The sequence below is a fragment of the Bradyrhizobium sp. S3.12.5 genome, from assembly GCF_040548225.1.
Taxonomy (GTDB): domain Bacteria; phylum Pseudomonadota; class Alphaproteobacteria; order Rhizobiales; family Xanthobacteraceae; genus Bradyrhizobium; species Bradyrhizobium cytisi.
Map to the genome: position 1 here is coordinate 337,923 of NZ_JBEPRF010000006.1, position 25,663 is coordinate 363,585.

27 protein-coding genes are annotated in these 25,663 nt (G+C 60.1%); 9 read left to right on the forward strand and 18 right to left on the reverse strand.

The annotated features are described in order from the left end of the window. Positions 1-52 precede the first annotated feature (52 nt). The 9 genes from ABIC09_RS11320 to ABIC09_RS11360 form a co-directional block, all read right to left on the reverse strand. A complete protein-coding gene (locus ABIC09_RS11320; protein ID WP_354109295.1) occupies positions 53-1,030 on the reverse strand; it encodes a TRAP transporter substrate-binding protein in 978 nt (325 codons plus the stop codon). Between the two features lie 40 nt (positions 1,031-1,070). Then, a complete protein-coding gene (locus ABIC09_RS11325) occupies positions 1,071-2,384 on the reverse strand; it encodes a TRAP transporter large permease (RefSeq protein ID WP_148749233.1) in 1,314 nt (437 codons plus the stop codon). 2 nt (positions 2,385-2,386) lie between these two features. Continuing rightward, a complete protein-coding gene (locus ABIC09_RS11330) occupies positions 2,387-2,992 on the reverse strand; it encodes a TRAP transporter small permease (RefSeq protein ID WP_148749234.1) in 606 nt (201 codons plus the stop codon). Between the two features lie 150 nt (positions 2,993-3,142). Then, positions 3,143-3,940 carry an MBL fold metallo-hydrolase gene (locus ABIC09_RS11335; RefSeq protein ID WP_148749235.1) on the reverse strand — a complete coding sequence of 266 codons (798 nt, stop codon included), beginning with the start codon at positions 3,938-3,940 and terminating at the stop codon, positions 3,143-3,145. A gap of 13 nt (positions 3,941-3,953) precedes the next feature. Continuing rightward, complete coding sequence (locus tag ABIC09_RS11340; RefSeq protein WP_354109296.1) at positions 3,954-4,730, reverse strand: TatD family hydrolase; 777 nt, start codon at positions 4,728-4,730, stop codon at positions 3,954-3,956. 12 nt (positions 4,731-4,742) lie between these two features. Continuing rightward, complete coding sequence (gene metG / locus ABIC09_RS11345) at positions 4,743-6,713, reverse strand: methionine--tRNA ligase (RefSeq protein ID WP_354109297.1); 1,971 nt, start codon at positions 6,711-6,713, stop codon at positions 4,743-4,745. A gap of 47 nt (positions 6,714-6,760) precedes the next feature. Next, positions 6,761-7,807, reverse strand: a complete 1,047-nt coding sequence (locus tag ABIC09_RS11350) for a DNA polymerase III subunit delta' (RefSeq protein WP_148749238.1) — start codon at positions 7,805-7,807, stop codon at positions 6,761-6,763. Continuing rightward, entirely contained in the window at positions 7,804-8,490 is a 687-nt protein-coding gene (gene tmk / locus ABIC09_RS11355; RefSeq protein WP_354109298.1) for a dTMP kinase, read from the reverse strand. The genes ABIC09_RS11350 and tmk overlap by 4 nt, the downstream gene beginning before the upstream one ends. A gap of 2 nt (positions 8,491-8,492) precedes the next feature. Next, on the reverse strand, positions 8,493-9,755 hold the full coding sequence (locus ABIC09_RS11360) for a D-alanyl-D-alanine carboxypeptidase family protein (RefSeq protein ID WP_354109299.1): 1,263 nt from the start codon (positions 9,753-9,755) through the stop codon (positions 8,493-8,495). A gap of 153 nt (positions 9,756-9,908) precedes the next feature. Between ABIC09_RS11360 and ABIC09_RS11365 the strand changes: the two genes are divergently transcribed. Beyond that, positions 9,909-10,865, forward strand: a complete 957-nt coding sequence (locus ABIC09_RS11365; RefSeq protein WP_354109300.1) for an alpha/beta fold hydrolase — start codon at positions 9,909-9,911, stop codon at positions 10,863-10,865. A gap of 22 nt (positions 10,866-10,887) precedes the next feature. Here ABIC09_RS11365 and ABIC09_RS11370 read toward each other — a convergent pair whose 3' ends face one another. The 3 genes from ABIC09_RS11370 to ABIC09_RS11380 all read right to left on the reverse strand — a co-directional run bounded on the left by ABIC09_RS11370 (position 10,888) and on the right by ABIC09_RS11380 (position 13,150). Further along, a complete protein-coding gene (locus ABIC09_RS11370; protein ID WP_354109301.1) occupies positions 10,888-11,814 on the reverse strand; it encodes a septal ring lytic transglycosylase RlpA family protein in 927 nt (308 codons plus the stop codon). A 762-nt stretch (positions 11,815-12,576) separates the two neighbouring features. Next, positions 12,577-12,903: a DUF1476 domain-containing protein gene (locus ABIC09_RS11375; protein ID WP_354109302.1), complete on the reverse strand. Its 327-nt coding sequence runs from the start codon at positions 12,901-12,903 to the stop codon at positions 12,577-12,579. Between the two features lie 55 nt (positions 12,904-12,958). Further along, positions 12,959-13,150 carry a hypothetical protein gene (locus ABIC09_RS11380; RefSeq protein WP_148749352.1) on the reverse strand — a complete coding sequence of 64 codons (192 nt, stop codon included), beginning with the start codon at positions 13,148-13,150 and terminating at the stop codon, positions 12,959-12,961. Between the two features lie 526 nt (positions 13,151-13,676). On the opposite strand from ABIC09_RS11380, the gene ABIC09_RS11385 reads away from it, so the two are divergent. Both ABIC09_RS11385 and ABIC09_RS11390 read left to right on the forward strand, forming a co-directional pair. After that, positions 13,677-13,874, forward strand: coding sequence for a hypothetical protein (locus ABIC09_RS11385; RefSeq protein ID WP_148749244.1), 198 nt, complete (start codon positions 13,677-13,679; stop codon positions 13,872-13,874). Between the two features lie 1,120 nt (positions 13,875-14,994). Then, positions 14,995-15,294 (forward strand): hypothetical protein, encoded by a 300-nt coding sequence (locus tag ABIC09_RS11390; RefSeq protein WP_148749245.1) that lies wholly within the window; start codon positions 14,995-14,997, stop codon positions 15,292-15,294. 288 nt (positions 15,295-15,582) lie between these two features. Here ABIC09_RS11390 and ABIC09_RS11395 read toward each other — a convergent pair whose 3' ends face one another. After that, the gene (locus tag ABIC09_RS11395; protein WP_354109303.1) at positions 15,583-16,326 is read right to left on the reverse strand and encodes a DUF7168 domain-containing protein; all 744 of its coding nucleotides are present in this window, start codon (positions 16,324-16,326) and stop codon (positions 15,583-15,585) included. A 276-nt stretch (positions 16,327-16,602) separates the two neighbouring features. Between ABIC09_RS11395 and ABIC09_RS11400 the strand changes: the two genes are divergently transcribed. The 3 genes from ABIC09_RS11400 to ABIC09_RS11410 all read left to right on the forward strand — a co-directional run bounded on the left by ABIC09_RS11400 (position 16,603) and on the right by ABIC09_RS11410 (position 18,330). Continuing rightward, a complete protein-coding gene (locus ABIC09_RS11400; protein WP_354109304.1) occupies positions 16,603-16,899 on the forward strand; it encodes a DUF4113 domain-containing protein in 297 nt (98 codons plus the stop codon). Positions 16,900-17,034: 135 nt separating this feature from the next. Continuing rightward, on the forward strand, positions 17,035-17,478 hold the full coding sequence (locus ABIC09_RS11405; protein ID WP_354109305.1) for a hypothetical protein: 444 nt from the start codon (positions 17,035-17,037) through the stop codon (positions 17,476-17,478). A gap of 240 nt (positions 17,479-17,718) precedes the next feature. Further along, positions 17,719-18,330 carry a hypothetical protein gene (locus tag ABIC09_RS11410; protein ID WP_354109306.1) on the forward strand — a complete coding sequence of 204 codons (612 nt, stop codon included), beginning with the start codon at positions 17,719-17,721 and terminating at the stop codon, positions 18,328-18,330. Positions 18,331-19,036: 706 nt separating this feature from the next. On the opposite strand, the gene ABIC09_RS11415 is transcribed toward ABIC09_RS11410, so the two are convergent. Next, positions 19,037-20,068, reverse strand: coding sequence for a serine/threonine-protein kinase (locus ABIC09_RS11415; protein WP_354109307.1), 1,032 nt, complete (start codon positions 20,066-20,068; stop codon positions 19,037-19,039). Beyond that, complete coding sequence (locus tag ABIC09_RS11420; RefSeq protein ID WP_354109308.1) at positions 20,065-20,535, reverse strand: hypothetical protein; 471 nt, start codon at positions 20,533-20,535, stop codon at positions 20,065-20,067. The genes ABIC09_RS11415 and ABIC09_RS11420 overlap by 4 nt, the downstream gene beginning before the upstream one ends. Positions 20,536-20,954: 419 nt before the next feature. Between ABIC09_RS11420 and ABIC09_RS11425 the strand changes: the two genes are divergently transcribed. Continuing rightward, entirely contained in the window at positions 20,955-21,506 is a 552-nt protein-coding gene (locus ABIC09_RS11425; protein WP_354109309.1) for a hypothetical protein, read from the forward strand. 115 nt (positions 21,507-21,621) lie between these two features. Here the strand turns inward: ABIC09_RS11425 and ABIC09_RS11430 are convergent, their stop codons facing one another. Genes ABIC09_RS11430 through ABIC09_RS11440 form a run of 3 tightly spaced genes read right to left on the reverse strand, consistent with a single transcriptional unit; the run spans position 21,622 to position 23,265 of the window. After that, positions 21,622-21,936: a hypothetical protein gene (locus tag ABIC09_RS11430; RefSeq protein ID WP_354109310.1), complete on the reverse strand. Its 315-nt coding sequence runs from the start codon at positions 21,934-21,936 to the stop codon at positions 21,622-21,624. Further along, positions 21,933-22,886, reverse strand: coding sequence for a caspase family protein (locus tag ABIC09_RS11435; RefSeq protein ID WP_354109311.1), 954 nt, complete (start codon positions 22,884-22,886; stop codon positions 21,933-21,935). The genes ABIC09_RS11430 and ABIC09_RS11435 overlap by 4 nt, the downstream gene beginning before the upstream one ends. A gap of 10 nt (positions 22,887-22,896) precedes the next feature. After that, positions 22,897-23,265, reverse strand: coding sequence for a TIR domain-containing protein (locus ABIC09_RS11440; protein WP_354109312.1), 369 nt, complete (start codon positions 23,263-23,265; stop codon positions 22,897-22,899). Between the two features lie 119 nt (positions 23,266-23,384). Between ABIC09_RS11440 and ABIC09_RS11445 the strand changes: the two genes are divergently transcribed. Next, positions 23,385-24,101 carry a hypothetical protein gene (locus tag ABIC09_RS11445; protein WP_354109313.1) on the forward strand — a complete coding sequence of 239 codons (717 nt, stop codon included), beginning with the start codon at positions 23,385-23,387 and terminating at the stop codon, positions 24,099-24,101. After that, the gene (locus ABIC09_RS11450; RefSeq protein WP_354109314.1) at positions 24,098-24,853 is read left to right on the forward strand and encodes a DsbA family protein; all 756 of its coding nucleotides are present in this window, start codon (positions 24,098-24,100) and stop codon (positions 24,851-24,853) included. The genes ABIC09_RS11445 and ABIC09_RS11450 overlap by 4 nt, the downstream gene beginning before the upstream one ends. Positions 24,854-25,663: the final 810 nt, after the last annotated feature.

The following is a 25,663-nucleotide window of genomic DNA, read 5'->3' on the forward strand; positions in this document are numbered from 1 at the left end:
TGCAGGAGACTTCCGCCCGCTCGCACGCGGCGGACGAAAGTCCTCCCCGTCCTCACATCTTCCTGTAGGCGTCGATCAATGCCTGGCCGTCAGCGCCTGTTTTCTTGAGCCAGTCGGCGGTGAGCTGCTCGCCGATTTTCTGGAAGCCGGCCTTCAACGCCGGGCTGGGCGGCTCAACGATCATACCCTTGGCTTTGAGCTGATCGATGTACCAATTGGCCTTGTCCTCCCAGGCCTTCCAGCCGCGTGTTTCCGCAGCGGCGGCGGCCTTGAAGATGGCGTCCTGCGTCGGCTTGTCGAGCGTCTCGAACGCAGCCTTGTTGACGAAAGTGTAGTCCTTCGGAATCCAGGCCTGCACATCATAGAAATACTTAAGGGATTCCCAGGCTTTGGAATCGTAACCCGTGCCGCCAGACGACATGAAGGAATTCACCACGCCGGTCGCAAGCGCTTGTGGAAGCTCGGCCGCCTGGATCGTGACCGACTGCGCGCCGACCAGCTCGCCGATGCGCGCCGTTCCGACATTGTAGGCGCGCCATTTCAGTCCCTTCATATCCTCGATCGTGGCGAGCGGCTTGTTGACATAGACGCCTTGCGGCGCCCACGGCACGGCGAAGAGCAGCTTGATGCCCTGCGCATCGAGTTTCTTCGCGATTGCCGGCTTCGAGGCCTGATACAGCTTCATCGACTCCGCGAAACTGGTCGCGAGAAACGGCACGACGTCGATCCCGAAGACTGGATCCTCGTTTTCGTGGATTGATAGCAGCAGCTCACCCATTTGCGCCTGCCCGGTCACGACCGCGCGCTTGATGTCGGGCGCCTTGAACAGCGAAGCGTTCGGATGAACGGTGATCAGGAGCTTTCCCGACGTGGCTGCTTCGACGTCCTTGGCGAAGGCAACCAGATTTTCCGAGTGCGGATTGTCCGACGGGTATGCTGCCGGCAGATTCCATTTCGTCTGGGAAAAGGCCGGCCCAGCGGCCAACACGGCGCCTGCAATCAGGCCTGCGCGGAGCAAATGAAGCGTCATCGTACTTCTCCTCACGGTCAATTTCGAAAGCCGGGTGCGATCAATCGGGAAAGGCGAGCTTGGGCAGGAACAGCACAATCTGCGGATATTCGGTGATGATGAATACGGCGGCCAGCAGCAGGACGAAGAAGGGGAACGCCGCACGCGCCACAGTGAACGTATCGCGGCCGCTCATGTTCTGGAGCACGAACAGGTTGAAGCCGACCGGCGGCGTGATTTGCGCCATCTCCACGTGAATGATGAGGTAGACGCCGAACCAGACCAGATCGAGTCCGGCCTGCTTGACCATCGGCAGCACGATGACCGCGGTCAGCACGATCATCGAGATGCCGTCAATCAGGCATCCGAGAATGATGTACATGATGCTCAGATACAGCGCGAGCATGCCGGGCGTGAGCTGCTGTCCCTGGACCCAGGTGGCAAGCGCCGCCGGGATACCGGTATAGGCCATCGCGGCCGTCGTATAGGCAGCGCCTGCCAGGATCAGCATAATCATGCAGGTCAGGCGCGTCGCGCTCATGATGCTTTCGAAGAAGGTCTTGCGCGTGAGCGTGCCGCTCCACCACGCCAGCAGCAGCGCGCCGGTAACGCCCCAGGCGGCACATTCGGTCGCGGTCGCAAAACCCAGCACGAGCGAGAGGAAGACGGCCAGGATCAGAAGCAGGCACGGGACGAGCTTGGCGGACTCTTGCAGCTTCCGGCGAAACGGCATCGGCGGGTCGCGCGGCGGAATCTTTTTTGGATTGAGTAGCGACCAGATGATGATGTAGCCGGAATAGAGCACCATCACGAGCACGCCCGGCAGGAAGCCGCCAAGGAACACCTGAAGCACGGACACGTTCGCCGTCACCGCGTAGACGACCATCGGGATCGACGGCGGGATCAGCAAGCCGAGCGTGCCGGAGCCGGCCAGCGACCCAAGGCTGAGCCCCTTGTCGTAGCCGCGCTTGTCGAGCTCCGGCAGTGCGATCTTGCCAATGGTTGCGCAGGTCGCGGCAGAGGAGCCCGACACAGCTGCAAAGATGCCGCAGCCGATGACATTGACATGGGTCAGGCGCCCCGGCAGCCACTGAACCCAGGGCGAAAGTCCGCGGAACATCTCCTCCGACAGTTTTGTTCGGAATAATATCTCGCCCATCCAGATGAACAGCGGCAATGCCGCCAGCGTCCAGGACGCGCTTGCGCTCCAGGTGGTGGTCGCAAGCACCGACCCTAGCGGCAGGCTCGTGGTCAGCGCCATCGCCACGAAGCCGACGAGCCCAAGCGAAACGGCGATCCAGATGCCGCTTCCCAGCAGCAGGATCATGACCCCGAGGAGGATGAACGACAGCTCGATCATGCCAAGATTGGCCATGGTCAACCGCCGCCGCCTTGCGAGATACGTTCGATGAATTCGTCCGGCGTCTCGTCCGGGGAACTCTTCTCGTAGCTTGGACGGTTGCCGCCGACGACACTGACCATTTCGTCGATCAACGCGATCGACAGGATCGCAAGACCGCCGGCAAAGCCGAGCTGGGGAATCCAGAGAGGAAGCGCAACGACGCCCTGCGCCACGTCGTTGAAGCGCCAGGAATCGTAAGTCATCTGCACGGCATGTCGGGTGAAGTAGAGAACGAAGGCCGTTGCAATGCCGAGCGCCACGATCTCCGCCACCTGCTTGCTTCGCCCGTGCAAGCGCTCGAGCAGCAGGCCGACCCGGATCATCTCGCCGCGCTTGAAGGTGTGGGCGAGGCCCAGAAACGCCATCGCGGCCATGCACCACGATGCAAAATCATCGCCGGCCGGGATGTTAAGCGCAAACTGCCGCCCGATCGACATGACCATCATGATGGCGAAGATCGCGAACAGGAAGACGCCGGCAGCGTAACCCGCACCGAGGTAGAGCAGATCCAGAATACGTCGGACAGGTCCAACAGCTGTTACGTCGTCGCCGTGCTCTGCCAACCCGGCCCCCATCCTCATATTGCGGCTCAATCAAGCTCGGCGATATCGCCAGCCTCGCTTGATTATCGCCTCCATCCGACGCCTGTCTTTGAGACGTTAGACCAACACGACAGGGCTCGCGAAAGCAAGGAGCATGCCGGCCTGCGGAAAAATTTCCGCTGGATGGGCTCAGTGAGTCTCCAGCCGCAGCCCGTCATAGGCCGGCACTACGCCTGATGGCAGCGATTGCCGGATCACCTCGTAATCGACGTCGGCGGTCATGTTGGTGATGATGGCACGCTTCGGCTTGAAGCGCTCGATCCAGGACAGCGCGTCGTTGATGCTGAAATGGCTGACATGCGGGGTGTAGCGCAGGCCATCGACGATCCAGAGATCGAGATTTTCCAGGGCGCCAAAGCTCTCGGGCGGGATGTCGTTGAGGTCGGGCGTGTAGGCGGCATTGCCGATGCGATAGCCGAGCGCGGGAATGTTGCCGTGCTGGACCAGGAAGGCGGTCATTGTAACGTTCCCGCCCTTGCCAATGATGATCTGGCTCCCGCCTGCCTCGATCGAATGCCGCGTCAGGATCGGCGGATAGTCGCTGCCCTCTGGCGAGATGAAGCAATAGGAGAACCGCGCCATGATATCTTTCGCGGTCGATTGATTGAAATAGACCGGGATGCGCCTGCGCATATGGATCACAACCGAGCGCAGATCGTCCATGCCATGGGTCTGGTCGGCATGCTCGTGCGTCAGGAATACTGCGTCGATGTGGTCGACATCGGTCGAGATCAACTGCTCGCGCAGGTCCGGCGAGGTGTCGATCACGACGCGTGTGGTGCCGTGGTTCGAGGTCTGTTCGACCAGCAGCGAGCAGCGGCGGCGGCGGTTCTTGGGATTGTTGGGATCGCAGGCGCCCCAGCCGAGGGCCGGGCGCGGTACGCCGGCGGAAGAGCCGCACCCCAGGATCGTCAGCGTCAGCGTCATGCGGATCAGAACCTCAAGCTTTCACCTTGGAGAACAAGCGGAAGAAGTTTTCGCTGGTCTGGCGTGATATCTCTTCGAGCGACACGCCGCGCGTCTCGGCGAGCACTTTTGCGACCTCGACCACATAGGCCGGCTCGTTGCGCTTGCCCCGGAACTTTCCCGGCGCAAGGTAGGGCGAATCTGTTTCAACCAGAATACGGTCAGCCGGCAGTTCGGCCGCGAGCGCGCGCAAGGCATCCGACTTCTTGAAGGTCAGAATGCCCGTGAAGCCGATGTAGAGCCCGAGCGACACCGCCTTCAGAGCCAGCTCGCGCCCGCCGGTGTAACAATGCAGCACGGCGCGAAACGGTCCGCGTGCCGCCTCCTCTTCCAGGATGCGCGCACAATCCTCATCCGCCTCGCGGGTGTGGATCACCAGCGGCAGGCCGGTGGCGCGGGCCGCCGCGATGTGGGCACGAAAGCCCCTCGCCTGCGCCTCCGGCGAGCCGTCGTCGTAGAAATAGTCGAGCCCGGCTTCGCCGAGCGCGACCACTTTCGGATGCCGCGTCAGCGCGATCAACTCGTCCGGCGCAATGCCGTCTTCCTCGTCCGCATTGTGCGGATGAGTGCCGACCGAGCAATAGACGTCGTCGTAACGCCCGGCGATGGCGAGAAGCTGATCGAGCTTCCGCACCCGCGTCGAGATCGTGACCATGCGGCTGATCCCGGCCGCGCGGGCACGCGACACGATCCCGTCGAGATCCTCCGCAAAGTCAGGAAAATCCAGATGGCAGTGACTGTCGACCAGCATCGTTCGAACGCCTCAGGCCGCCGGCTCGATGTAGCGCGGGAACGCCGGCGTCGGCGCTGGCAGCGTCGATCCAGCAGCGATCCGCTTGTCACCGCCGAGCATCGCAAAATCGCGCTCGCCCGCGGGGATGCCGAGGCTGTCGAGCAGCAAGCCCGATGCGGTCGGCATCGCCGGCTGGACCAGGATCGCGATCTGGCGCACGACTTCGGCGGTGACGTAGAGCACCGTCTTCTGTCGCGCCGGATCGGTCTTGGCCAGCGCCCACGGCGCCTCGCCCGCGAAATAGCGGTTGGCCTCGGCGACCACGGCCCACACGGCATTGAGCCAGTGATGGATCTGCTGCGTCGCCATCGCCTCACGCGACGCGGCGATCATGCCGTCGGCCATCGCCAAAATCGCCTTGTCGCTGTCGCTGAACTCGCCCGGTTCCGGCAGCACGCCGTCGAATTGCTTGGCGATCATCGACAGCGAGCGTTGCGCAAGGTTGCCGAGATCGTTGGCGAGATCGGCATTGATGCGCGCGACGATGGCTTCATGGTTGTAGTTGCCGTCCTGGCCGTAAGAGACCTCGCGCAGGAAAAAATAGCGCATCTGGTCGACGCCATACTGGTCGGCGAGGTTGAAGGGATCGACGACATTGCCGACCGACTTCGACATCTTCTCGCCCCTGCTGAACAGGAAGCCGTGGGCATAGACCCGCTTCGGCAGCGAGATGCCAGCCGACATCAGGAATGCCGGCCAGTACACCGCGTGGAAGCGGATGATGTCCTTGCCAATGATATGCACGTCCGCCGGCCAGTAGCGCCAGTTCGTGTCGCTTTCGTCGGGGAAGCCGACACCGGTGATGTAGTTGGTCAACGCGTCGACCCACACATACATCACATGATCTTCGGCACCGGGCACTTTCACGCCCCAGTCGAAGGTGGTGCGTGAGATCGAGAGATCCCGCAGGCCGCCCTTGACGAAGCTGACGACCTCGTTCCGGCGCGCGTCCGGGCCGATGAACTCCCGGTGCTCCTCATAGAGCTTGAGCAGCTTGTCCTGATAGGCCGACAGACGAAAGAAGTAGCTCTCCTCCTCGACCCATTCGACCGGCGTGCCTTGCGGGCCAAGGCGCATGCCGTCGTCGTTCAGGCGTGTCTCGTCCTCGGCGTAATAGGCTTCATCGCGCACCGAGTACCAGCCGGAATAGCTGTCGAGATAAATGTCGCCGTTCGCTTCCATGCGCCGCCAGATCTCCTGGCTGGAGCGGTGGTGCTGTTCTTCAGTCGTGCGGATGAAGCGGTCGAACGACACGTTCAGGCGCTGGTCCATCTCCCTGAAGCGGTCGGCGTTACGGGTTGCGAGCGCAGACGGGGTGAGTCCCTCGTTCTGCGCGGTCTGAACCATCTTCTGGCCGTGCTCGTCCGTGCCGGTCAGGAAGAACACGTCCTTGCCGTCGAGCCGCGCAAAGCGCGCCAGCACGTCGGCCGAGATCGCCTCATAGGCGTGACCGATATGCGGGTTACCGTTCGGATAGGCGATCGCGGTTGAGATGTAGAAGACGTTGTCGCGCACGGGCGCGGCAACCGGCGCTGCCGGCTTCGGGGCGGCCACCGGCTTCGGTGCAGGCGGCGCCTTTGGTTTCGTCGCTTTGGGCTTCACGGCCTTCGGGGGGGTGGCGACTGGAGTCGGCGCGGCGATCACGGCGGGCGCGGTCGCCCTCGCCCTCTTTGCCGCCTTCTTCGCCGGAGCCTTGGCGGGTTTTTTGGCGGCCTTCTTTGTCGCGGCTTTCTTTGTCGCGGCTTTCTTGGCGACGACCTGCTTCTTCGCAGCTTTCTTGCCGGCCTTCTTGGCCGTCTTCGCAGTGCCCTTCTTGGTGGTAGCCTTCCTGGTCGTCTTGACCTTCTTGGCCGCTTTGCGCGCGAGCGCCTCCGCGGCCTTCTTGGCAGCGTTTTTCTTGCTGCTCTTGCCCTTGGCGATTTTCTTAGCTCGCGCTGCCACCACGAATTCCTTTACCAGCTTCTCAAAATTTGGAAACGTACCTGCGCCTAGCGCGTTGCGTCCGCGAGCCAGCCAAACACCGAGAAAACCAAGGGCTTTCGCTCCAGATTGTAGGTTTCGGTGTCGCGCGCGGCGCGGACGATCTTTTCCCATACCTCAGCTAGGCGCGCAAGGCGCGGCAGGTTTTGGTTGGCATTGGCATCGTCGGAATGGAGGCGTTCGGCGATCCAGCGATCGATGCCGTCGATGAAGGCCGCAAGGGCGACGCGGTCGCTGGTGCCAAGGGATTCGCCGAGCGTGTGCAATTCGCGCGGATCCACTTGCGGCAGACGTGCCAGCAGTGCCGCCGTCCGCTGTTGGAGTTTTAGCGCATCACCGCCAAGGAGGGTCAGTGCCCGTGCAACGCTGCCTTCGGAGGCCTCCGCCGCCTCGCGCAACGCGAGATCGGTCGGAGCGAGGTCGGCGGCCGTCGCGGCTGCGGCAATCACCTCGTCGGTCGTGAGCGAGCGCAAGCGCAGCTTGCGGCAACGCGACTGGATCGTGGCGAGCACGCGTGCGGGCGCGTGGCTGACCAGCAGGAACAGCGATTGCTGGGGTGGTTCCTCGAGGATTTTCAGCAGCGCGTTCGCCGCATTGGGATTGAGCTCGTCAACGGTGTCGACGATGCAGACGCGCCAGCCTTCCGCGGCCGCAGTCGAGCCGAAGAACGCGATGGTCTCGCGCGTCTCGTCGACGGTGATGACCGTCCGCATCACGCCACGGTCGTTGGCGGTGCGCTCCAGCGTCAAGAGACCGCCATGCGAGCTCGCCGCAACCTGCCGCGCCACGGCGTCATCAGGATCGATCGCGAGATCCTCGGCGCCCTGCACGGCGGGCGCCAGCGGCTGGCCGCGCGCTAGCACGAAGCGCGCCATACGATAGGCCAGCGTCGCCTTGCCTATGCCCTGCGGCCCGCCGATCAGCCAGGCGTGCGGAATGCGCCCGCTGCGGTAGGCCGTGAGCAGCGCGGTCTCGGCCTCGCGATGGCCGAACAGAAGGCTTGTCTCGCGCGGATGCGGAATGGCGGATTCACGCTCGACCTGACGCGGGCTCATGCCGAGATCACCGATGCGGGCGTCGGCAGGAGGCGGTCGCGCAGCGCGGTCCAGACGCGTTCGGCAACCGTATCAGGATCGGAATTGGAGTCGATCAGCACGCAGCGTGCGGGATCATCCGCGGCGATCTTGCGGTAGGCCTCGCGCAGGCCTTGGTGGAAGGCGAGCTTCTCGCCCTCGAACCTGTCAGGCGTGCCGCTGCCGCGCCGCGCCGCCGCGCGTGCCAGGCCGATCTCGACCGGCAGGTCCAGGATGAAGGTGAGGTCCGGCTTGAGATCGCCGATCGTGACCCGCTGCATGGCGTTGATCAAACCGGCGGGCACGCTGCCGAGGCTGCCCTGATAGGCCCGCGTTGAGTCTGCGAAACGATCGCACAGCACCCAAATGCCCTGCTTGAGCGCGGGCTCGATCAATGTGCGGACATGGTCGTCGCGTGCGGCGGCAAACAGCAGCGTCTCGGCTTCGGGCCCGAGCAGCTTGCCCATCCCCGACAGCACCAGATGGCGCATGATCTCGGCGCCGGGCGAGCCGCCCGGCTCGCGCGTGACGAGCGTGCGCAACTTGGCCGCTTTGAGCCGGTCGGCGAGCTTCTTGATCTGGGTCGACTTGCCGGTCCCCTCGCCTCCTTCAAAGGTGATAAAGCGTCCGCGTCCGGACGGCCGCTGTCCCGTGCTCTCACTCATGATCAGAGCTTCTCGGCGCCTGTGCGGAACATGCCGATCACGAGCTCGCTGGCCCCGTCGATCGCGCGCCGCACGGTCGACCCGGTGCCGATTGCCTCGGCCGCATAGACCGGCGTCTCCACCGCGATATTGCCGCCGCGCCAGACCCTGACCACGCCTACCCGCTGCCCCTCCTGAACCGGCGCGCGGACCGGACCGCTATAGATGATGCGCGCGATCAGCTTGTCGCCGCCGCTCTTGTGCACCATCACCTTCACCGGCTCTTTCGCAACGAGCTTCACCGAACGGCTCTCGCCGCCAAACACCTTGGCATAGCCGACCAGCTGGTCGGCCGCGATCAGCGTGCGGGTCTCGAAATTGCGAAAGCCCCATTCCAGCATCTTCTTGGCTTCGGTGGCGCGATCCTCGCTGTCCTCAAGCCCGTTGACGACGACGATCAGTCGCGTGCCATTCTGCACGGCCGAGCCGACCATGCCGTAGCCGCCTTCCTTGGTGTAGCCAGTCTTCAGGCCGTCAGCGCCTTCCATCGAATTGAGCAGCGGATTGCGGTTGGGCTGGCGGATCTTGTTCCAGGTGAACTCCTTCTCGCCGAACAGTTTGTAGAATTCGGGGAAGTCCAGGATGATGTGGCGGGCGAGCATGCCTAGCTCGCGCACCGTCATCTTGTTGCCGGGGTCGGGCAAGCCGTTGGAGTTGGCGAAAGTCGATTTGGTTATGCCGAGCTCGCGAGCGCGCTTGGTCATGAAGTCGGATGCAAAGATCCGCTCGTTGCCGGCGATGCCTTCGGCGAGCGCGATGCAGGCATCGTTGCCGCTCTGGATGATCGCGCCGTGCAGGAGGTCATCGACCGAAACCTTGCTGTTGATGGCCGCAAACATGGTCGAGCCACCGGAGGGCGCGCCGCCTTTGCGCCAGGCGTTCTCGCTGATCCGGTATTCGTCGGTCAGCTTGACGTCGCCCTTCTTGATCGCGTTGAACACGACCTCCGCGGTCACGAGCTTCATCATGCTGGAGGGCGCGCGCAGCTCGTCGGCGTTCTTCTCGAACAGCACGCTGCCGCTGGAGGCCTCGATCAGGATCGCGGTGGGGGCGTCGCCGTCAAAGCCTGCATCTTCGGTTTTCTTGGCGCCCTGGACGCTCTGGTTGGCGGCGTAGACCACCCCGCCCCAGCTAAGGCTCACCGCAATCGCCGCCGCGACCAGCCCGCGCGCCAGTGCTCCGGCCGACAATCCGGTATGACCGGGCGAGATGAGACGAAATGCCATGGCGAAGCCCTGAGAGCGGCGTTCTAACAGTTGGCACCGGTGCGAACAACATGAGGATCGGTGCTTGCCTGCGAGATTGCACGATTCTCCTCGCGTCCCTATCGTGACATCTCATGTTTCTCGACCAAACCCCTGAAACAAGGCGGAAAAGCGATGTGCACCACGCGCGTGATCAAGGCCAACGGAATCGATCTCTTCATCCGCGAGGCCGGCCAGGGGCCGCTGGTGGTGCTGTGCCATGGCTGGCCGGAACTATCCTATTCCTGGCGGCACCAGATCGCCGCGCTCGCGGCTGCAGGCTTTCATGTCGTGGCCCCCGACATGCGCGGCTACGGCCAGAGTGCGGCGCCGCCTGACGTGACCGCCTATTCGATCTTCGACCTGGTCGGCGACGTCGTCGGCCTGGTCCAGGCGCTCGGCGCGACCAAGGCGATGGTGGTCGGCCACGACTGGGGTGCGCCGGTCGCCTGGCATGCGGCGCTGTTCCGCCCCGATATCTTTACGGCCGTTGCCGGCCTGAGCGTGCCGCCGCCATTCCGCGGACGCGGCAAGCCGCTCGAGCTGCTGCGCCAGGGCGGCATCACCAATTTCTACTGGCAGTACTTTCAGGCGCCCGGCGTCGCCGAGACCGAGTTCGAGCATGACGTTGCCCGCACCATGCGCACCGTGCTCGGCGGGCGTGGACTTGCCGATCCGAACGCGGCGATGTTCGTGCAGGAGGGCAAGGGCTTTCTCGGCCAAGCCAGCACCGAGGAGCCGCTGCCGGCGTGGCTGAGCGAGGCCGATCTCGCCTATTTCACCGAAGCCTTCCGCAAGTCGGGATTCCGCGGCGGGCTGAACTGGTATCGCAACCTCGATCGCAATTGGGAGCTGACCGCGCCCTGGCAGGACGCGCAGATCCAGCAGCCCTCGCTTTTCATCGCAGGTGCGCAGGACGCCGTCATCACCGGCCTGATCGGCGCCAAGCGCGTCAACGAGCTGGAGCGCGTGCTGCCTAACCTGACGCGAAAACTGATCATCGAGGGCGCCGGCCATTGGGTGCAGCAGGAGCGGCCGAACGAGGTCAACGCCGCGCTCGTGAGCTTCCTGCGCGACGCGGCGTCGCGCTAGCGGAGCGCCTCGTATTCCAGGATCAGTAGAGGCCGCGGCCGGTCAGGATGCTGCGGGCTTCGGCGGCGCCGTCACCGGAAGCCGCAGGATCGCTCCCGGCGGCATAGCGGCCGTCCTCGTCATAGGACACTTGGCGAGCATTCTGGAACGCGCGGCCCCGGCTGCGGCTCGAGGCCGACATCTCCGAGGTCGCATTGATCGAGGCGACGTCGGCCGAGGTGTTGCCGAGCGAATACGGCCGCCCCTCCGGCATCGGGACATCGCCCCGGATGGCGCCGCGGCTCGACGACAGTTCCGGCACGAACGGCCGCGCCGAGGCGACCCGGACCATCGAGGGCGACGGCGCGGGAACACCGGTGCGCAAGGTCGCCATCAGCTGGCGGTCGTCGGAGCCTTCGAGCGGCGCCCGGCCGACATATTCGACGCGGACCCTGGCAACGCCATTGCCTTTGAATTCAAGCAGTTCAGCGGCCTTGTTCGAGACGTCGATGAGGCGGTTGCCGTGATAGGGCCCGCGGTCATTGACGCGGACGACCAGCGACTTGCCGTTCGACAGGTTGGTGACCCGCGCATAGGACGGCATCGGCAGGGTCGGATGTGCCGCCGTCAGCGAGCCCATGTCGAACACTTCGCCATTAGCGGTCTGGCGGCCATGGAAATCGTCACCGTACCAGGACGCCAGGCCCTCGGCGCGGTAGTTGACGTCCTCCTCCGGCACGTAGGTCCGGCCTGCAACCATATAGGGCTTGCCGACGCGATAGGTGCCGCCGCCCTTGGGGACGGGATCGCCCCAGGCCACGACTCGCGGGCTGGAGGACACGCCGTATTTGGGATCGACCCGGCTGGCGAACTTGTTGGACGAGGCGCAATTGGCAAGCGCCAGGCAGGTGGCGACCGCCGCGACGCTACGCGCCGCCCGCACCACCGAATCTGACCGTCGGATTCCCATTCGCCCCAAATACCATTTCGCCGGAGCCGGCCCCAACCCGCTTGCCTGCAGGGAGTGCCTTCCGGACCTCAAGCTCCGAGGCGGCCCACCACCGTCTCAGAGGCGGTAACGATAACGCAACTCGAACACGGCGGAAATGGGGAGCCCACAGCGTTCGCGCCGGGATGGTAAACAGGACGTTTGGCATTCTCCGCTGATCTACGGAGCGCGAGGGCTTCGGCACCGCCTCCTTTGTGCCAGACCCGCACATGCTGTTGCGCCAAAAGCTCACTCCACCCCCATTGTCGCCGGCTTCACTGGAATTCTTTTGACTGTGCAAGGCCGCCCGCGTTTTCTCAGCTGCAGGGGCGGGATTGGAATTTAACGATGATCGAGACGGTTTCGGCACTGATGGGTCTGGTAAGCGCGGGGATCTTTTTGGCCCACGCGTTTGAAGGCTACCGCACGAGGGCCTGACGGCACGCGCGGGCGACATTGCATCACCTCTTCATGGCGGCAGGTTCGGACAATCTTAATCAATCCGATCGAGCATCAAAGACGAGAGCGGCAGGTGTCCCATGCGCAAACATGACCTGGTATCCGACGGCTTTCTGGCACTGACCGCAGGCGGTCTGGTCCTGCTCTGCTCGAGCCTCGTCGCCCTGGCCTTCGGCTAATCCACTTAACCTTCGTAGTCTCTGCCATCGGCATCGTCTTCGTCGACAAGTTCAGCGACGCCACCGCGTTCAGGCAGGCCGAGTGCAGGCAGGCCGAGTGAAGTGATCAATCGCCGGCTTTGCTCGCTGCGGCTGCGACCTGCGCCAGCGCCTGGTGCAGGCATTCCTGAAGCTTCTGCGCAACCTGCTCGCGCGAAATCCCCTTCGGCGCGAGATCGCTCGATACCTTGCTCAGGGTCATCGTCTGGTTGGCCAGATTGTCCGTGACCAGCGCCGTCGCGTAAGCTGCTGCCGCATCGGCGCTGAGTCCGAGCTGACCAGCGGCCCAAAGCCCGAGCAGCTTGTTGGACCGGGCCGCGGCCTTGAACATCAGCTCCTCGTCGTGGGCGAATTTGGCCTCGAAGCCCTGCTCTCGCTTGTCGAACGTGGTCATGGTTAGCTCGGGCGAAACAGGTTGGAGAAATCCGGCCGATCGGTCCCGTTGGCCGTCAGACCTTGGCCGCGGCCGCCTCTCGGGCCAGCCGCTCGGCCTTCAGCCGTTCCCGATTCTCATAAAACGCCTTCTGCGCGGCCTCGTGGTCGCGCATGGCCTTCTCTGCCTCGACGCGGCGCGCCGCATCGCGCGCCTGGCGCTGCTCAGGGGTCAGGGGTTTGCGTCGGAAGGAAAGATCTTCTGTCATGCCAAGATAACGCGACGGTGAGGAAAAAGTTCCGTGTGGCGCGCCGGCCGGACATGCCGAAAGATCGAAAACAACCCCATGCACAGTAGCCCATGCCTGTTGGATCAAGGACTTGCGCGCCGACCCCTGGCATTCCCGCAAAAACCATTTGACGCGTCGGGCAAAACAGTGACAATATGCGAATATTCCGAAATCAAAAAATCGCTTGTCCGTCTGGTGATACAGCATCAGCAGAATTGGTCGCCCGAGGCGCGGAGATCAAGGACGCTTTCGATGCGTGGCACGGGAAGCGGCAACGAGGGTACGTCAAGGCCGGGCGCGAGATGAGCCGAGCCCAGGGCAACTCTTCCACGTTCGGAGCGTCCTCCGCGAAACGCAGGCGAACCCGTCTCCCACGCAACGCAAATCTCGGACCATGAAACGGTCCTGAAACAATTGCCGCGTATGATTAGCGGTATTTCTGAAGAAGTTTGCTACTCGGGGTATCCCATTTCATTGCGATCTGTCTCTTTTTGGAGGCGCAACCATGGATTTGAGAACAGAGATTGCGGTCGGCGCGCGTTTCAAGCTCAGCGACCTCGGAACAATTCGTTGCCCGGAATTGGCTGGCAAGGCTGGCATCGTTGTCGCCACAAGCTCTCGGACGACCGGCATCACCATTCTGTTCGATGGTGCCAAACGACCTACCGTTTTGCACAGGGACTACATCAGCCCAAGCTTGTAAAAGGATGAACATCGCTCCGTCCCACTGTTGGGCCCATCTAATGAGGTACCCAAAAAGGTCGTCAGGATAGCTGGCGCGTCTTGATTTGGTCCGTGTACAGGCGTAAATGCGTCGCGGCTTCGTACCGACTTCTTCCAATTTCCCCGCTTCAGTAGGTTTGTAATCTCCACTAGGTCACCTCGGATGGGGGCGAGACTCATGGAAATATTTCGCGCCGAGAAGATTTGCGTTGTCGAGGACAACTCAAGCAAACCCTGCCGAATCTGCGGCCAGAAAATGAAGCTTGTACGAACGGTGGTGGACTCTGACAGTGGAGACATCACTCACATGTTCGAATGCCCGTGCGGTAAGCGCCTCTGGGACGACTGAGGCGTACCCCCGCACCAATTGTACAGAAGGGCGCCCCGCAACGGCTGGATGACGCACCGCCGACGGCTGAGGCGGTAAAGGCTGGGCGGCCGGTTCGCGCTGGCGGGGCCTTTGCCAAATTCCGATAATCCTCAGTAGTTCACCGGGGCTGTGATCAGCATCATCCAAAACTATGCTGCCACGCTTGTAAGCGTGAGCGTTGGGTGATGGACGACGGCCGAACGAGGCACATTCCACCTATCCTCATCTGCAATAAGTGCAGGCGGCCGATGGATTATCTTGCGACACTGCCACAGATTGCAAACCTGCCAGCAGTACATGCTTTCAGATGCCTGCCGTGCTTCAGGGTCGACACAATCGAGTTGGAGTAAAGCTGCTCAAATCCTTCGGTCGCCTCCTCTTTCGATAGCCTTGATGCAAGCTGCTGTTGTCGCGCTCGAAGTCGGGCCGAACATCGGCGCCGCGAAACGTTGGCGGACCGGTGCCAGTGCCGTCCTTTCTGCGTGATAAGAACGTACTTGATGATCTCGTGCGACTTCTGCAACACGCCGAGTTTGCCCCGAGCTTAGTGCCCCCTGTTATTGAGGTCCCTCTCTTCAACTGCCATCATGCCGCTCCCTGCCTGGCCGTGTTCCAACGCCCCATAGATCGATTCACGCAGCACGTGTGATATCTTAAATTCCGTCAATGCAGAAACCGCAGCTGGCGGCTGACGTTCGACCGTTGTGGGGCGCAGCTACTGGAGACAGACATGAAGCTCATAGCAAGCGCAATCGTCATCGCGCTCGCAACGTCGTCTGCGATGGCGGCGCCACAAACCGGCCGGCTGGACCTCTCGGTTTCGGTTCCGAGTGCGCAGAACTCGGGCGCCGGGATCCCAGGCTTTGCTGGAAACAAGAATGGTCCCGCTGTGCATCGAGGGATGACAGTTGGTTCCACTGCGGCGAAGGACCAGGCGAACCCGGCCATCAAGAATCAGGACACGGCAGAGATTGCGGGCTTGCCGGGAAGTAAGAGCGGGCCGCCCGCCAAGCCGCACGGGGGCTTGTAAGGCGCCTTCCTAAGAAGGTTCGAACCCGCGGGGAGAAATCCGCCGCGGGTTTTTGTTTCGATACCAGAGTTAGGCGCTGTCGTGGAACGCTGCAGACCAATCATCCACGAGGGAGGCCCCTATAACAACTCGTCGCGCAGCGTAACTGCGGAAGACTCGATTACGTAATTACGGTGACGCTGCACTTTACTAGCACTGGCAGCATAGACGACAGAAGACAGCTGATTAACGGAATAACATCGCCATGCTCTCAGCTCCCGGCTGAAGCCGCGCCCCTCCCCGATGCCATCAGCTTCCCTTGGATGCGGTCCCTGACTGCGCCCCGCCAAGGCCGGGGTTGATAGCCAGCGACGCTCCCGCAGCGCCGCCGGCTTCATAGGCCGTCATCGACACCATCCGGCCGCCGCTGCGCTGGGTCCGGAGCTTGAGGTCGAGCTTGTCGAACTCTACATCGACCACCGAGGTCTTGAGAACGACCAGCCCGCGGCCGGTGCTTTCGTTGACCTGATCGCGACCGGCCTTGATCGCCACCAGCCGGTTCGCGATCGACGCCACCATCCCGAGCGCGAAGGAGGCATTGGCCAGATGCCGCTGCTGGTGCCGGAACCTGCTGTAGTCGACCGAGGTCTTGAAGCGGCCAAGCTCGGTGCGCACGGCGCCGTCGATCAACTCGGCCAGATAATGCGCGACCTCGACATCCGCGCCGAGACCGAAGAACACATAGCTGCTCTCGCCGGCCGCGTTCTTCTCGCGCCAGACCCGACAATCGCAGAAATGAGCGATCGCGCCGATGCAGTCGTCCAGAGGAATTCGCTTCTTGCGATGGGTCTCGAAGACCCTCCGTTCGCACGGCGAGGCGCGCAGCTCGACGTCGGAGAGCGACAAATCGTGGCGATCCAGCAGCTCGGCGACCTTGGCGGCGGCCGACAGCGCCTCGTCCTCGGTGCAGCCGTTGGCGATCGTCTTGGCGCGCAATGCCTGAATGCGAAGCTTCAGCTTGTCGAGCGCGGCCGGATTGAACGTCTGATTCACCGATCACCTGCCCGGGGGAAAGCCCAACCGACAGACGGATAGCGGAAGGGGTGGGAAAGTTCGAACTCTAATCCGCCACCATCTGACAGTTCGAACCCAGATCTAGAGAATCTCTTCGACACCCTAACAGACAGGAGCCGCCAGCCTAAACACGCAAAAATCGACTTCGGAGGGCCGCAGCCATGAGCGCCTCCCCAAAGGACCGCAGCAGCCCGCTTTCCGTGCGTTGCACTGCCGAAAAGGCCCGCCTCGCCGAACTGGCGCTCCAAATCCCTGATGAATTCCCTCGACAGCCTCAACGCGTATTACGGACGCGGCACGCTGACCTACGCATCCGCAGGCAGGCGGCAGGCATGGAAACTGCGGCGAGATTTCATCTCGCCACGCGGCCACATAGGTCCGCTGTATGCGGTAGACCGGACACTAGCCGCTCGGCTCTCGACCGGCGCTCATGACCCATATCGTTCGTCGCGGTGGCCTTGGTCGGCAGTTCAGATGTGGACGGGGGTTGGCTCCTTCGGAGTACCTACAAAGGTTAAATATCTACTCAAGGTAGTATGTCACTCAAGGTAGTGTTCATGATATTGTTCTCCTTCGGCAATTGCCGCCGCCAGCCTGTCTTTAATTTTCAATAAGAAAATTCCGTTCCGAAGCTCTAGCCACGGCTGGCGAGCTTATGAGGAAATCATTGCCAAGGAGGGCACTTCGATGATCTCTCACACCCAAAAATCAGTGGCTCGCTCGCTCCGGTCTAGAACTGCCTCAGTCATTTTTGGGGTTTTCTTTTTAACTCCGGTCGCCAACGTTGCGTTCGCCGCCGACGCGAAGGACATTATTAAACAGATCCTCGACGAAGCAACTCCTCAGCTCCAAAGTACTATGGCGTCAATGAGCCAGGGTTGCCACAACGGCCAAGGAGTGCCCCCGCTGAACTGGGCAGGCAGGCAGCAACCCGGTAACGCGGCTGTGAAAGCACTCAGCGATGCAAGAGTGGCTTTGGCAGAATGCCGGATAGCGGATGGTAAACAACAGATCGATTATGGTCTGGGCCAGTGGGACAATTTAATCGCCAGTTTGCACCAGAGTTGTTCTGGGGGTGGCGGCGGGGACGATCCCACGTACTATGGCAACTATGTGCAGTTTAGGGGATAAGCTGAAGGAGCGACTGCAGACGGCGGAGCGCTTTTTAACACCGTGTTAACGAACGTGTAGTGCGCGCGAGCCGGCACCGCAGATACCCCCAACGCACGCGCGGCTTTCCGCTTTGACACCGCGCACAGCCGGGCCTTCGCATTTTTCTTTTCGTCGCCTACGTGGCCGCGCGCCGTCATGCCTGCCCTGCTCGATCGTCGGCACGATCGGCATTGATCTTACACATGATGGAGTAAACCTATGCGGAAATTTTTGTTTGCTGCCATATTGGCGGCGGTCGCACAGCCATGCTTCGCCGAGTCTCCCGACATTGTTTCGACGTACATCGATATCACCTATGACCAGCGGGGGCCCAACTTCATTGAGTGGTTTGCAAAACAGCGCACGTCGCCGGAAGGCGTGGCCATCACCAAGGCTGTTGCATCCTACTATGGCGTCCCCCCTGAAGTAGTAAACCTATCTACAGAACAGTTCTGGAAGGGACAGCTTCAAGACACCGCCGCCGGTCAAGAGCATAGAGGTATGCTTGCTTCGCCAGCAGGGTACCAAATCTGTTCTGCAAAAAGGGATGGAGAAGCGTCAATTACCGGACCGTCAACACTTAACGTCGCGGTCTGGCGAAGGCCCGACTTCAGTGGCTTGGCGTGGTATGCCGTCGTGCCTACTCCGGGAGCCCTAGGTGCAGGTGGTAATTGGGCGCATGCAAACTTTTTTGTGTCGTTCGTGAAGAGCGATCCAGCCACTTGGGATAAGTATAAAGCGAAGTGCGATCCACCCAATACTCCTCAGGGTGGGAGATATTTAGTTTTGGAATGCAAAGGACAGAATTGTAATGGGCCGAGTTGGTTTTGATCAGTTGTTCGCCACCGTCGAAATTCCTGCTTGCGATCCGTTCTTGACTAACCTTCGAAACCATCCTGGCCTTGTGCGGTTGGGACATGAGTCTGCTCATGTGCCCGTGGCCGACTTTCGCGCGTGGCGCGGCAATGTCTGGAAAGCGCGCTGAAGCGGACGAGCGGCGGAAACGTCATCCGCCACCTTCTCCACCTAAACACCGGAAATCACTCACGACGAACCTTGTGATGAATGTCGACTTCACCCAATAGCTCGCCAACTCAGGGGCCATTGCTTTTTGGGTCGGAAGCGAGGCACTGCGTCGGACGGCGAGTACTACTGCTCTTGGGGTGCCGGTGCGGCCTTTCGTCGTGGGTCGCTGCTCTCGGGGAGTTGACTGCAGGGAGGCTGTGGAAGCTTGCAGCCATTCGTTAACTAAACCTGTGGTTTTCATTAAGGGTAGGTTGCCCGACTCAATCGTTCCTGTTATGTTCGCTTTGAAAATATCGGAATAAGGACGAGATTCTATGCTCCAACTTCCGAGATGTAGGCACTGCCAGCGCCTATGGAAGCCACGGCCGGGCGTGGTCGCAACTCAGGCATATTGTTACCGATGTCGCGGAGACCGGCGAAAGATCGCTAGGGAAGCGTTTTCTCTTCGGCCTCTTACGGCTGAGGACTTGCAGGAACCATATGTTCTGTTGCGCCGTAGGGGACGATAACGCTATCCGATCTTTGCAAATGTAGCCGCGAGCTCCCGGTCGGCCGTGTCGTAACTGACGCCGTTTGACGAACCGAAGCTCCGTCTGTTGCCTCTCCCCGTGGGCTCGCTCCACGCGGACCAGTTGTATAGATCGGTGCCAACCATTTCCCACTCGACGAAGTACTTTCGGTTCTTGTGCAGGCAGGTCCAGCTGACTTTATCGGATGTGACCACACAGTCCCACCGGGGCGTGGTATCGAGCTTTGAGTAAGCGGCTAACGCGGCATTGGCGCTCTGGTAACGGGCGTTAGTGTCATCGTTCATCATTGTCCGGAGCAAAGTGCGCCAGGCTTTTGGAATATGTGGCAAGAAGGGAAGGTGCTTCGCGAAACCACCCTTACCTGCGACGTGACGCGGCTTCGGAAGCCTAGAATACCATTCGGCACCATGAAGTAACCGATAGATCGTCATGCCAAGCGCCCATACGTCGCTCTTCACGCTTGTGCCACCACCATTGAGCACTTCGGGTGCAAGGTGATCGCTATATCCTTGCCCAGAGGCATAACCGACGATGATGTTATCAGTTACAAGGCCAAAGTCGCCGAGTTGCGCTGCGCCATGCTTGTTGAGGAGAATGTTGCCCGGCTTGATATCGCGATGAATCATGCCGCGGGCATGCAAAGCAGCCAATCCCATCGTGACGTGCGTTGCGTATCGCCTAGCATCAGCTAACGGCATGGGGCCGACTTCGAACTTTTTTTGCAGGCAACCACCCGGACAGTAATCCATCACGAGATGAACAGCGTCGCTCGTTTGGCTTTCAAGCAACCCATGAACCTTGAGAACGTTTGTATGCTCAGCGCGGCTCAGACGTTGCCCCTCGGCCAACAGCCCCTGTTTTCGCTCCTGCCAGTCTGCGTCAGCTTCACTAGGTTTCCTCGTGAAAATTTTGACTGCAACTTTCCCATGCACGTCGTCAGTCCCTTCGTGCACTTTTCCGAAATAACCGCTGCCAATCTCCGCACCGGTTTGCAAATTTGAAATAAGGGTCACTTATCTTTCCTGGCAGCGAGCATGATCATGGCCGCCTCACGGCTGCCAATTCGTAGGTCAACTCCTACGACCTCTTTTTTCCAGAAGTCACTATCTTTGACGTATTCATCAACGTTTCGCTCGCCAAACGTCCGACTGATTGATGCCTTGGATTTGCAGTCGATTGGAACGATGCCGCCCAGAGCGCCCATAACGGCACCGCGCAACTCCGCCGACTGAAGAAGCGCTTTGGTTGCGGCGCCACCACTAACTGCGCTCTCTTTCATCACCACTTTTTTGATCAGATTTTCGCGGACGTAATCGGCGATTTGCTGGGAGATTGTAGAGTAGGCCTCACTCCGGTCACCTGTTTGAAGGGACCACGTTTGATCGCTTTGCAGGACAAGTGGTTTGTCGCCGTCCACCTCGGCGTCTACGAGTATTACTTTGTCGCCAGACACGACGACGCCTAGCCAACGATCTGCCATCGGAAGTCCCAATGAAACGTGTGGATGATTCGTTGAATATACCAACGGTTGCACGAGTCTGGAACCCATATCCGGACTTGTCGAATAGATCTTAGTCTCGCAGCCGAATGCAGAGGCTAAACCGGTGGTTAGTCGCGATTGGTGAGTCAAAACTGCCAAATGCTGAGATTATCAGCTTTTTGGCCTTGACTGGCGGAAGGGGTGTCTTGTCAACCGCGTTGATCTAACTCACTTTTTCTTACGCCTCGGAATAATAGCTACGGTGTTTGCAACGGTCGCCTCGGCACAGATCAACCGTAGATTTACGCCGCGAGCGTGGCTTGCGGCCTGCCATCAAGCCTACCACGGCAACATCAAGCTTGAGATCGAGGATAGCGGCATCTGGCGCTGGTTCGTAAATCATAACCCGGGTTAAGGCGATGGCAAAAGCGAAGTCGCTTAAGGATCAGAACCGTTGGCAGCTGTGGCTCGCGATCGTCGTCGTCACGGTCGTCAATGGCCTGCTGAGCTCGGACGCAAAGGCGCGCATCGTGTTCTTGCGCTGGCGACACGCTTTACCGGGACACCGGGCATTCTCTGATCTCGCGCCAAATGACCCGCTCATCGACATGGACCGCTTGAAGAAGGCGTGCGGCAACAAGCTGCCGGACTCCCCCGATGAGCAGAACAAGGTCTGGTACGGCCTGTACAAGCCGCTCGAGAAGCAACCATCAATCGAGCACGTGCAGAGAGACTTCTTGCTCATGCGCGACTACGCCTGCTTCGTGGTATTGGCCACGATTGGCTTCGGCATCGCGGCATTCGTTGAGTTGAGTTCCGCCGAAGCAGCGCTCCTGTATGCGATTGCGATGATCGCGCAGTTCTTCGCGGTTCGGCAAGCGGCCGCGAACTACGGACACAGGTTCGTCACAACCGTGATGGCCGAGAGCACGCCGACGCCTCCGCCTCGTGCCAAAGTCGCTGCTGGTTAGGCTCGCGGCAATTGCGATTCGACTACGCGCAGCTTCGCACGTTGCCGTACCGCAACGATACGAGGAGAGGAGAAATCAGACCGTTTACAGCCGTCCCGCGGGGAGCGCAGACCGGCTATAGGCCACCTATACGAAAATCCGAGCCTGCTGAGCCTACCTTTTTGGAAAGGGCTTCGGCGATAACGGGTAGATATTTCCTGACCTGTTCCCGATCGCTCTCCTTTTCCTTCTCGGAAAGCTGATCGTATGGTGTCATAAGTTGCCGCTCCCATTGCGCGACAAGTTCGGGTGGTACCACGAGCGCCCCGTTTGGAAGCTTCTGGGCTTTGGCGTGCATGTAGCGCTGCCAGTGCGCCCACCGGTCGTGCTCGATATAAGCAAGCCGCTCCAAAAGCCCCTCCAGGAACTTCGCGGCTTCGTCCGCCGTCACAACAGGCCGTCCTCGACCAAACGTCGATAATGTTCACCCAAGGCAGTCAGCCTCATCGTTTTGCTTTCGATCGCCGCGTGATAGGGGTGTTTCGTGCCTACCGGCACGGCCAGGTTAACGCGATTATACTTCTGCAAGATTTCGAAGATAGGGGTCTTCTTCGAGTCTGCGTTTGGATGCTCAGGCTCATATCCCGGGTCAAGTTGGAACTCGTGGCCGGCTGTGGGGAAAAACTCCTTGATGCGCCGCAAGTCTTCGGGCGGCAATGGCGGCTGGATCTTCCGCAACGAAACGAACCTGTTTACGTTCGTTTTGAAAACCGGGCGCTGGCTCCAACTGCCGAGCGATTGATCGATGTGCGCATAAACGCTGCCCGGCGTGACCTCACCGACCAGATTGGAAGCAGCCCCCCCTAGCGCATCGACAAGGAGACCAGTGAACAGGCCACCGCCGTTCTTTTCCATCGCGTATTGGCTTTTGGTCGACGCAGTCAGGATCGTCATCCCCTCGCCGATTTCAGATACCTGATTGTTCAGATAGTTTTGTCCAAGGGCGCCACTGTGGCAGCTATCGAGGATGATGATCTTATTGCTTGCCGGGCTGTTGATAGCGGCCGACATCACGTCCGACAATGGTACACCATCGTCTCCGGTTTTGCAGTCGCCGGCACATAAGTAGCCGCCGTTTGGCTCGATGTAGCCGTGACCGGCAAAATAAAACAAGCTGATTTCAGTGTCGTCTTCAAAAAGCGCCTTCACGGCGTCCTTTAGTTCGACGCGCGTGATGACATCGCTCGGTCCGGTGCCGACCATCAGCTTGCAGCCGAAATTTACCGAAGAGTCGGCGTGCCGTTCCAGCATGCCCTTTACTTCGTACGCGTCATTCACCGCCCCCTTGAGGGGATTGATGTGCTGGTAGTGGTCAATGCCGACGATCAGAGCTTTGCGCATAACTTTCCGCCTATAACGTATTAATCCAGTTGGCGAGGTTTTCCCACGTCCAGACCATGGTGCTGACGCCGTTAAGATTGGTCCGATCTTCTTTGTATGCCCAGATACCCTTCAGCTTTTTCTTTTCATCCTTGGCACACTGAATCTCCCACTTCTGCCCAGTGGAGCTCAACGAGTTCTTACTAACAATGACGAGCACTCCATCGGACCGCAGGATACGGGTGCGGACTTTTTTCTTCCATTCCTCGTCGTAAGCTTCCTTCACCGACATGTCGGTGTATTCGAAGGGCGTCTTCGTGTTCAACGATTGACCTTTAATCATGTCGCGGATCTTTGCGTCCTCGATCGCAAAGGCCACGAAAATTACCTTGTCTGCCATTTGCTCGCTCCATCGGTCGCCGGCTTTCCGGCTAGACGCCATGCCATCTGGAGAGTATATATAGTCAAATACTCGCTACGGATGCAGCCTTAATTCTTAGCTGAATTAGGAATTTGCTCATGGTGAAGCGATGGGCCGCGCTCTTTGTTTGTGCGTGTCTTTTGGTAATTGCCGTTTCCTCCAAAGCCACGATTTTTGATCAAGACGCAAGCGGGGCTGACGCCGATATCTTGCGCCAGCTTGCTCCGTCACTTCTACAGAATGGCGTCGACACAGTTCTCGGGAGCGCGCTGAAGTTCGGAATATCTGGGCGACCCCGGCTCGCCCCTTTGAAGGGGTACCACGCGGAGAAGAGAAATTGGGACGAGATCCTTCCTAGCTCGTGGGCTCTCGGTTTCCAGCAAGGAATGTTTGGCGCTCTCGTTGCGTTCAAGTCATCGAAATTAATGGACAAGAAGGCAGACTGTGATCTCGCGGGAAATATTGACGTTGACGCTTGCGCGTTTGTTAATGGCTGGCTGAATGCTGACCCTAACAGTCGGATCTTTATCGCATTCACCAAGATGGACTTGGCGGTTGCCGCGAAGGTTAAAAAGGCGCTTGAACAAAATGGCTATACCGTCTTCATGTTTTTGAAGGCAGGTCAGTCCACGCCGTGGGCGGACGAGAGTCTGGTAGGTGAAGTTTTCACCCAAGCCGCGCATCGCTTTGTTCTCGATACCGCAAACTCGCGAGGATCCGTTGGGGTCGCTCTCGAAAGCAAGCTTTGCGAGTTTTTGCTTACGCCTCCGCCCCCGCTATCTCGATGGGCAAAATTAATCAAAGGAGGAGCATGATGTTACCATTTCGAAAGCTGGCGACTTTCTCGATTATTCTGCTTTCCCTCCAAGTCTACGCAAAAGATTTGTTAGCCGAGGAGAGCGCCTCCCCAACAACGAACCAAATAGAACCGCCGTCAAAACACGTACTTGAGATTGGTGATGTCGTGGAGGTGTCCACAGGAGATGGGAACCGATCGTTTGGAAAGTCCAATGCTCCGCTCGTTCTCTTGGAGTTCACCGATTATCAATGCCCATATTGCGCCGGGTTTTACGAGAAAACGCTTCCGGAACTCAAGGCTCGCTTTATTGACAAAGGCATGTTGCGCTTCGTGGCACGCGATCTACCTCTAGAGTACCACCCCGATGCCTTGCCAATGGCTCGTGCGGCACGATGCGGTGATGCTCAATCGGCGTTCGCGAAGGTCAGTGCTGCGCTATATCTTCAGCCATTTCGACGAGCTCGTTCCCGAGAAGAGGCGCTAGATCAAATAGCGAAAGACGCCTCGATCGACCAAGCCCAATTTCGGAAATGCTTTTCTGAGGCCAATTTTGACAAAGAAATTGCGGCTGATATGGCGAACGCTGCGTCAATTAACGTGACCGGCACCCCCACTTTCGTTTTGGGCCGCGCCGCCGGCGGCAAGCTGTCTGGGATCGCAATACCGGGCGCTTATCCAACAGAGACATTCATCAAGCTGATCGAAGAAAACTATAGGAAGTTGACGCCGGTGCGGGCGGGTAAACCAATCCGACCTAGGGAAAAATAGGAGATTATTGCCGCCTCAAACGTCTGGTTGCGCTCGAGGTTCTAAATGGCGTGATTTCCAATTTGGCCTTAGCGACTTCATCAGATCAAAAACGAGCGCCGCACGATTCATGTCGTAGGAATGCAAAAGGCCAATTTGGGGATCGTGCTGAGCGCGCCGATCTCCGAACGCTATCAGCTCAAGACGCTTAGCTTGGTCGCCGCGATTGAGGTCGCACTTCTTAGGGTAAGCTTGCCGGTGCTCGTCGCGGGATCGTAACCCAACCCGGTGCACCGAGCTCTGGCGCGATCTTTTGGAGACAACAGACAGTCGGCTCGTGCTCGGCGCCATAAACGGCTGCATGCTCGTCGCGGACGACGAGCAGAGCCTGCTCCAGCGAATGCTTACCAGCCATGGAAGATATCCCGTGCGGCTGTGACCGCCCGCGAAGCCGCGCCCCAAAGCCTTAAGTTGAAGAGCAGATGCGTGGAAGTACGGGATGATAGAAACGGCGCGACTTGGCGTCTGCCGGTTGTCGCCGAGCCACTGGCCAACCCAGCGACCCGACTTACGATAATTGGTGTTATTGGGAGTCAGGCCCGCGAGATGAGCGCCGCCGAGGCGACATCCGTAACGACAGAACTAGCCCAGCCCCCTGGCTTTGTAGCTAGTTACCGTAGCTATTTGCGCGCTGTTTCATTGAACCGACAAGAAGTGTTGCCTTCACAGTATCTTGGTAAGCATCCGGCGAAGACCGCGCGCGGGTCATTTTCGGCTCAGGCGGCTTGATCAACGTTCCGGATGGCAGAGCGCCAATTCCATGGCAGCAGT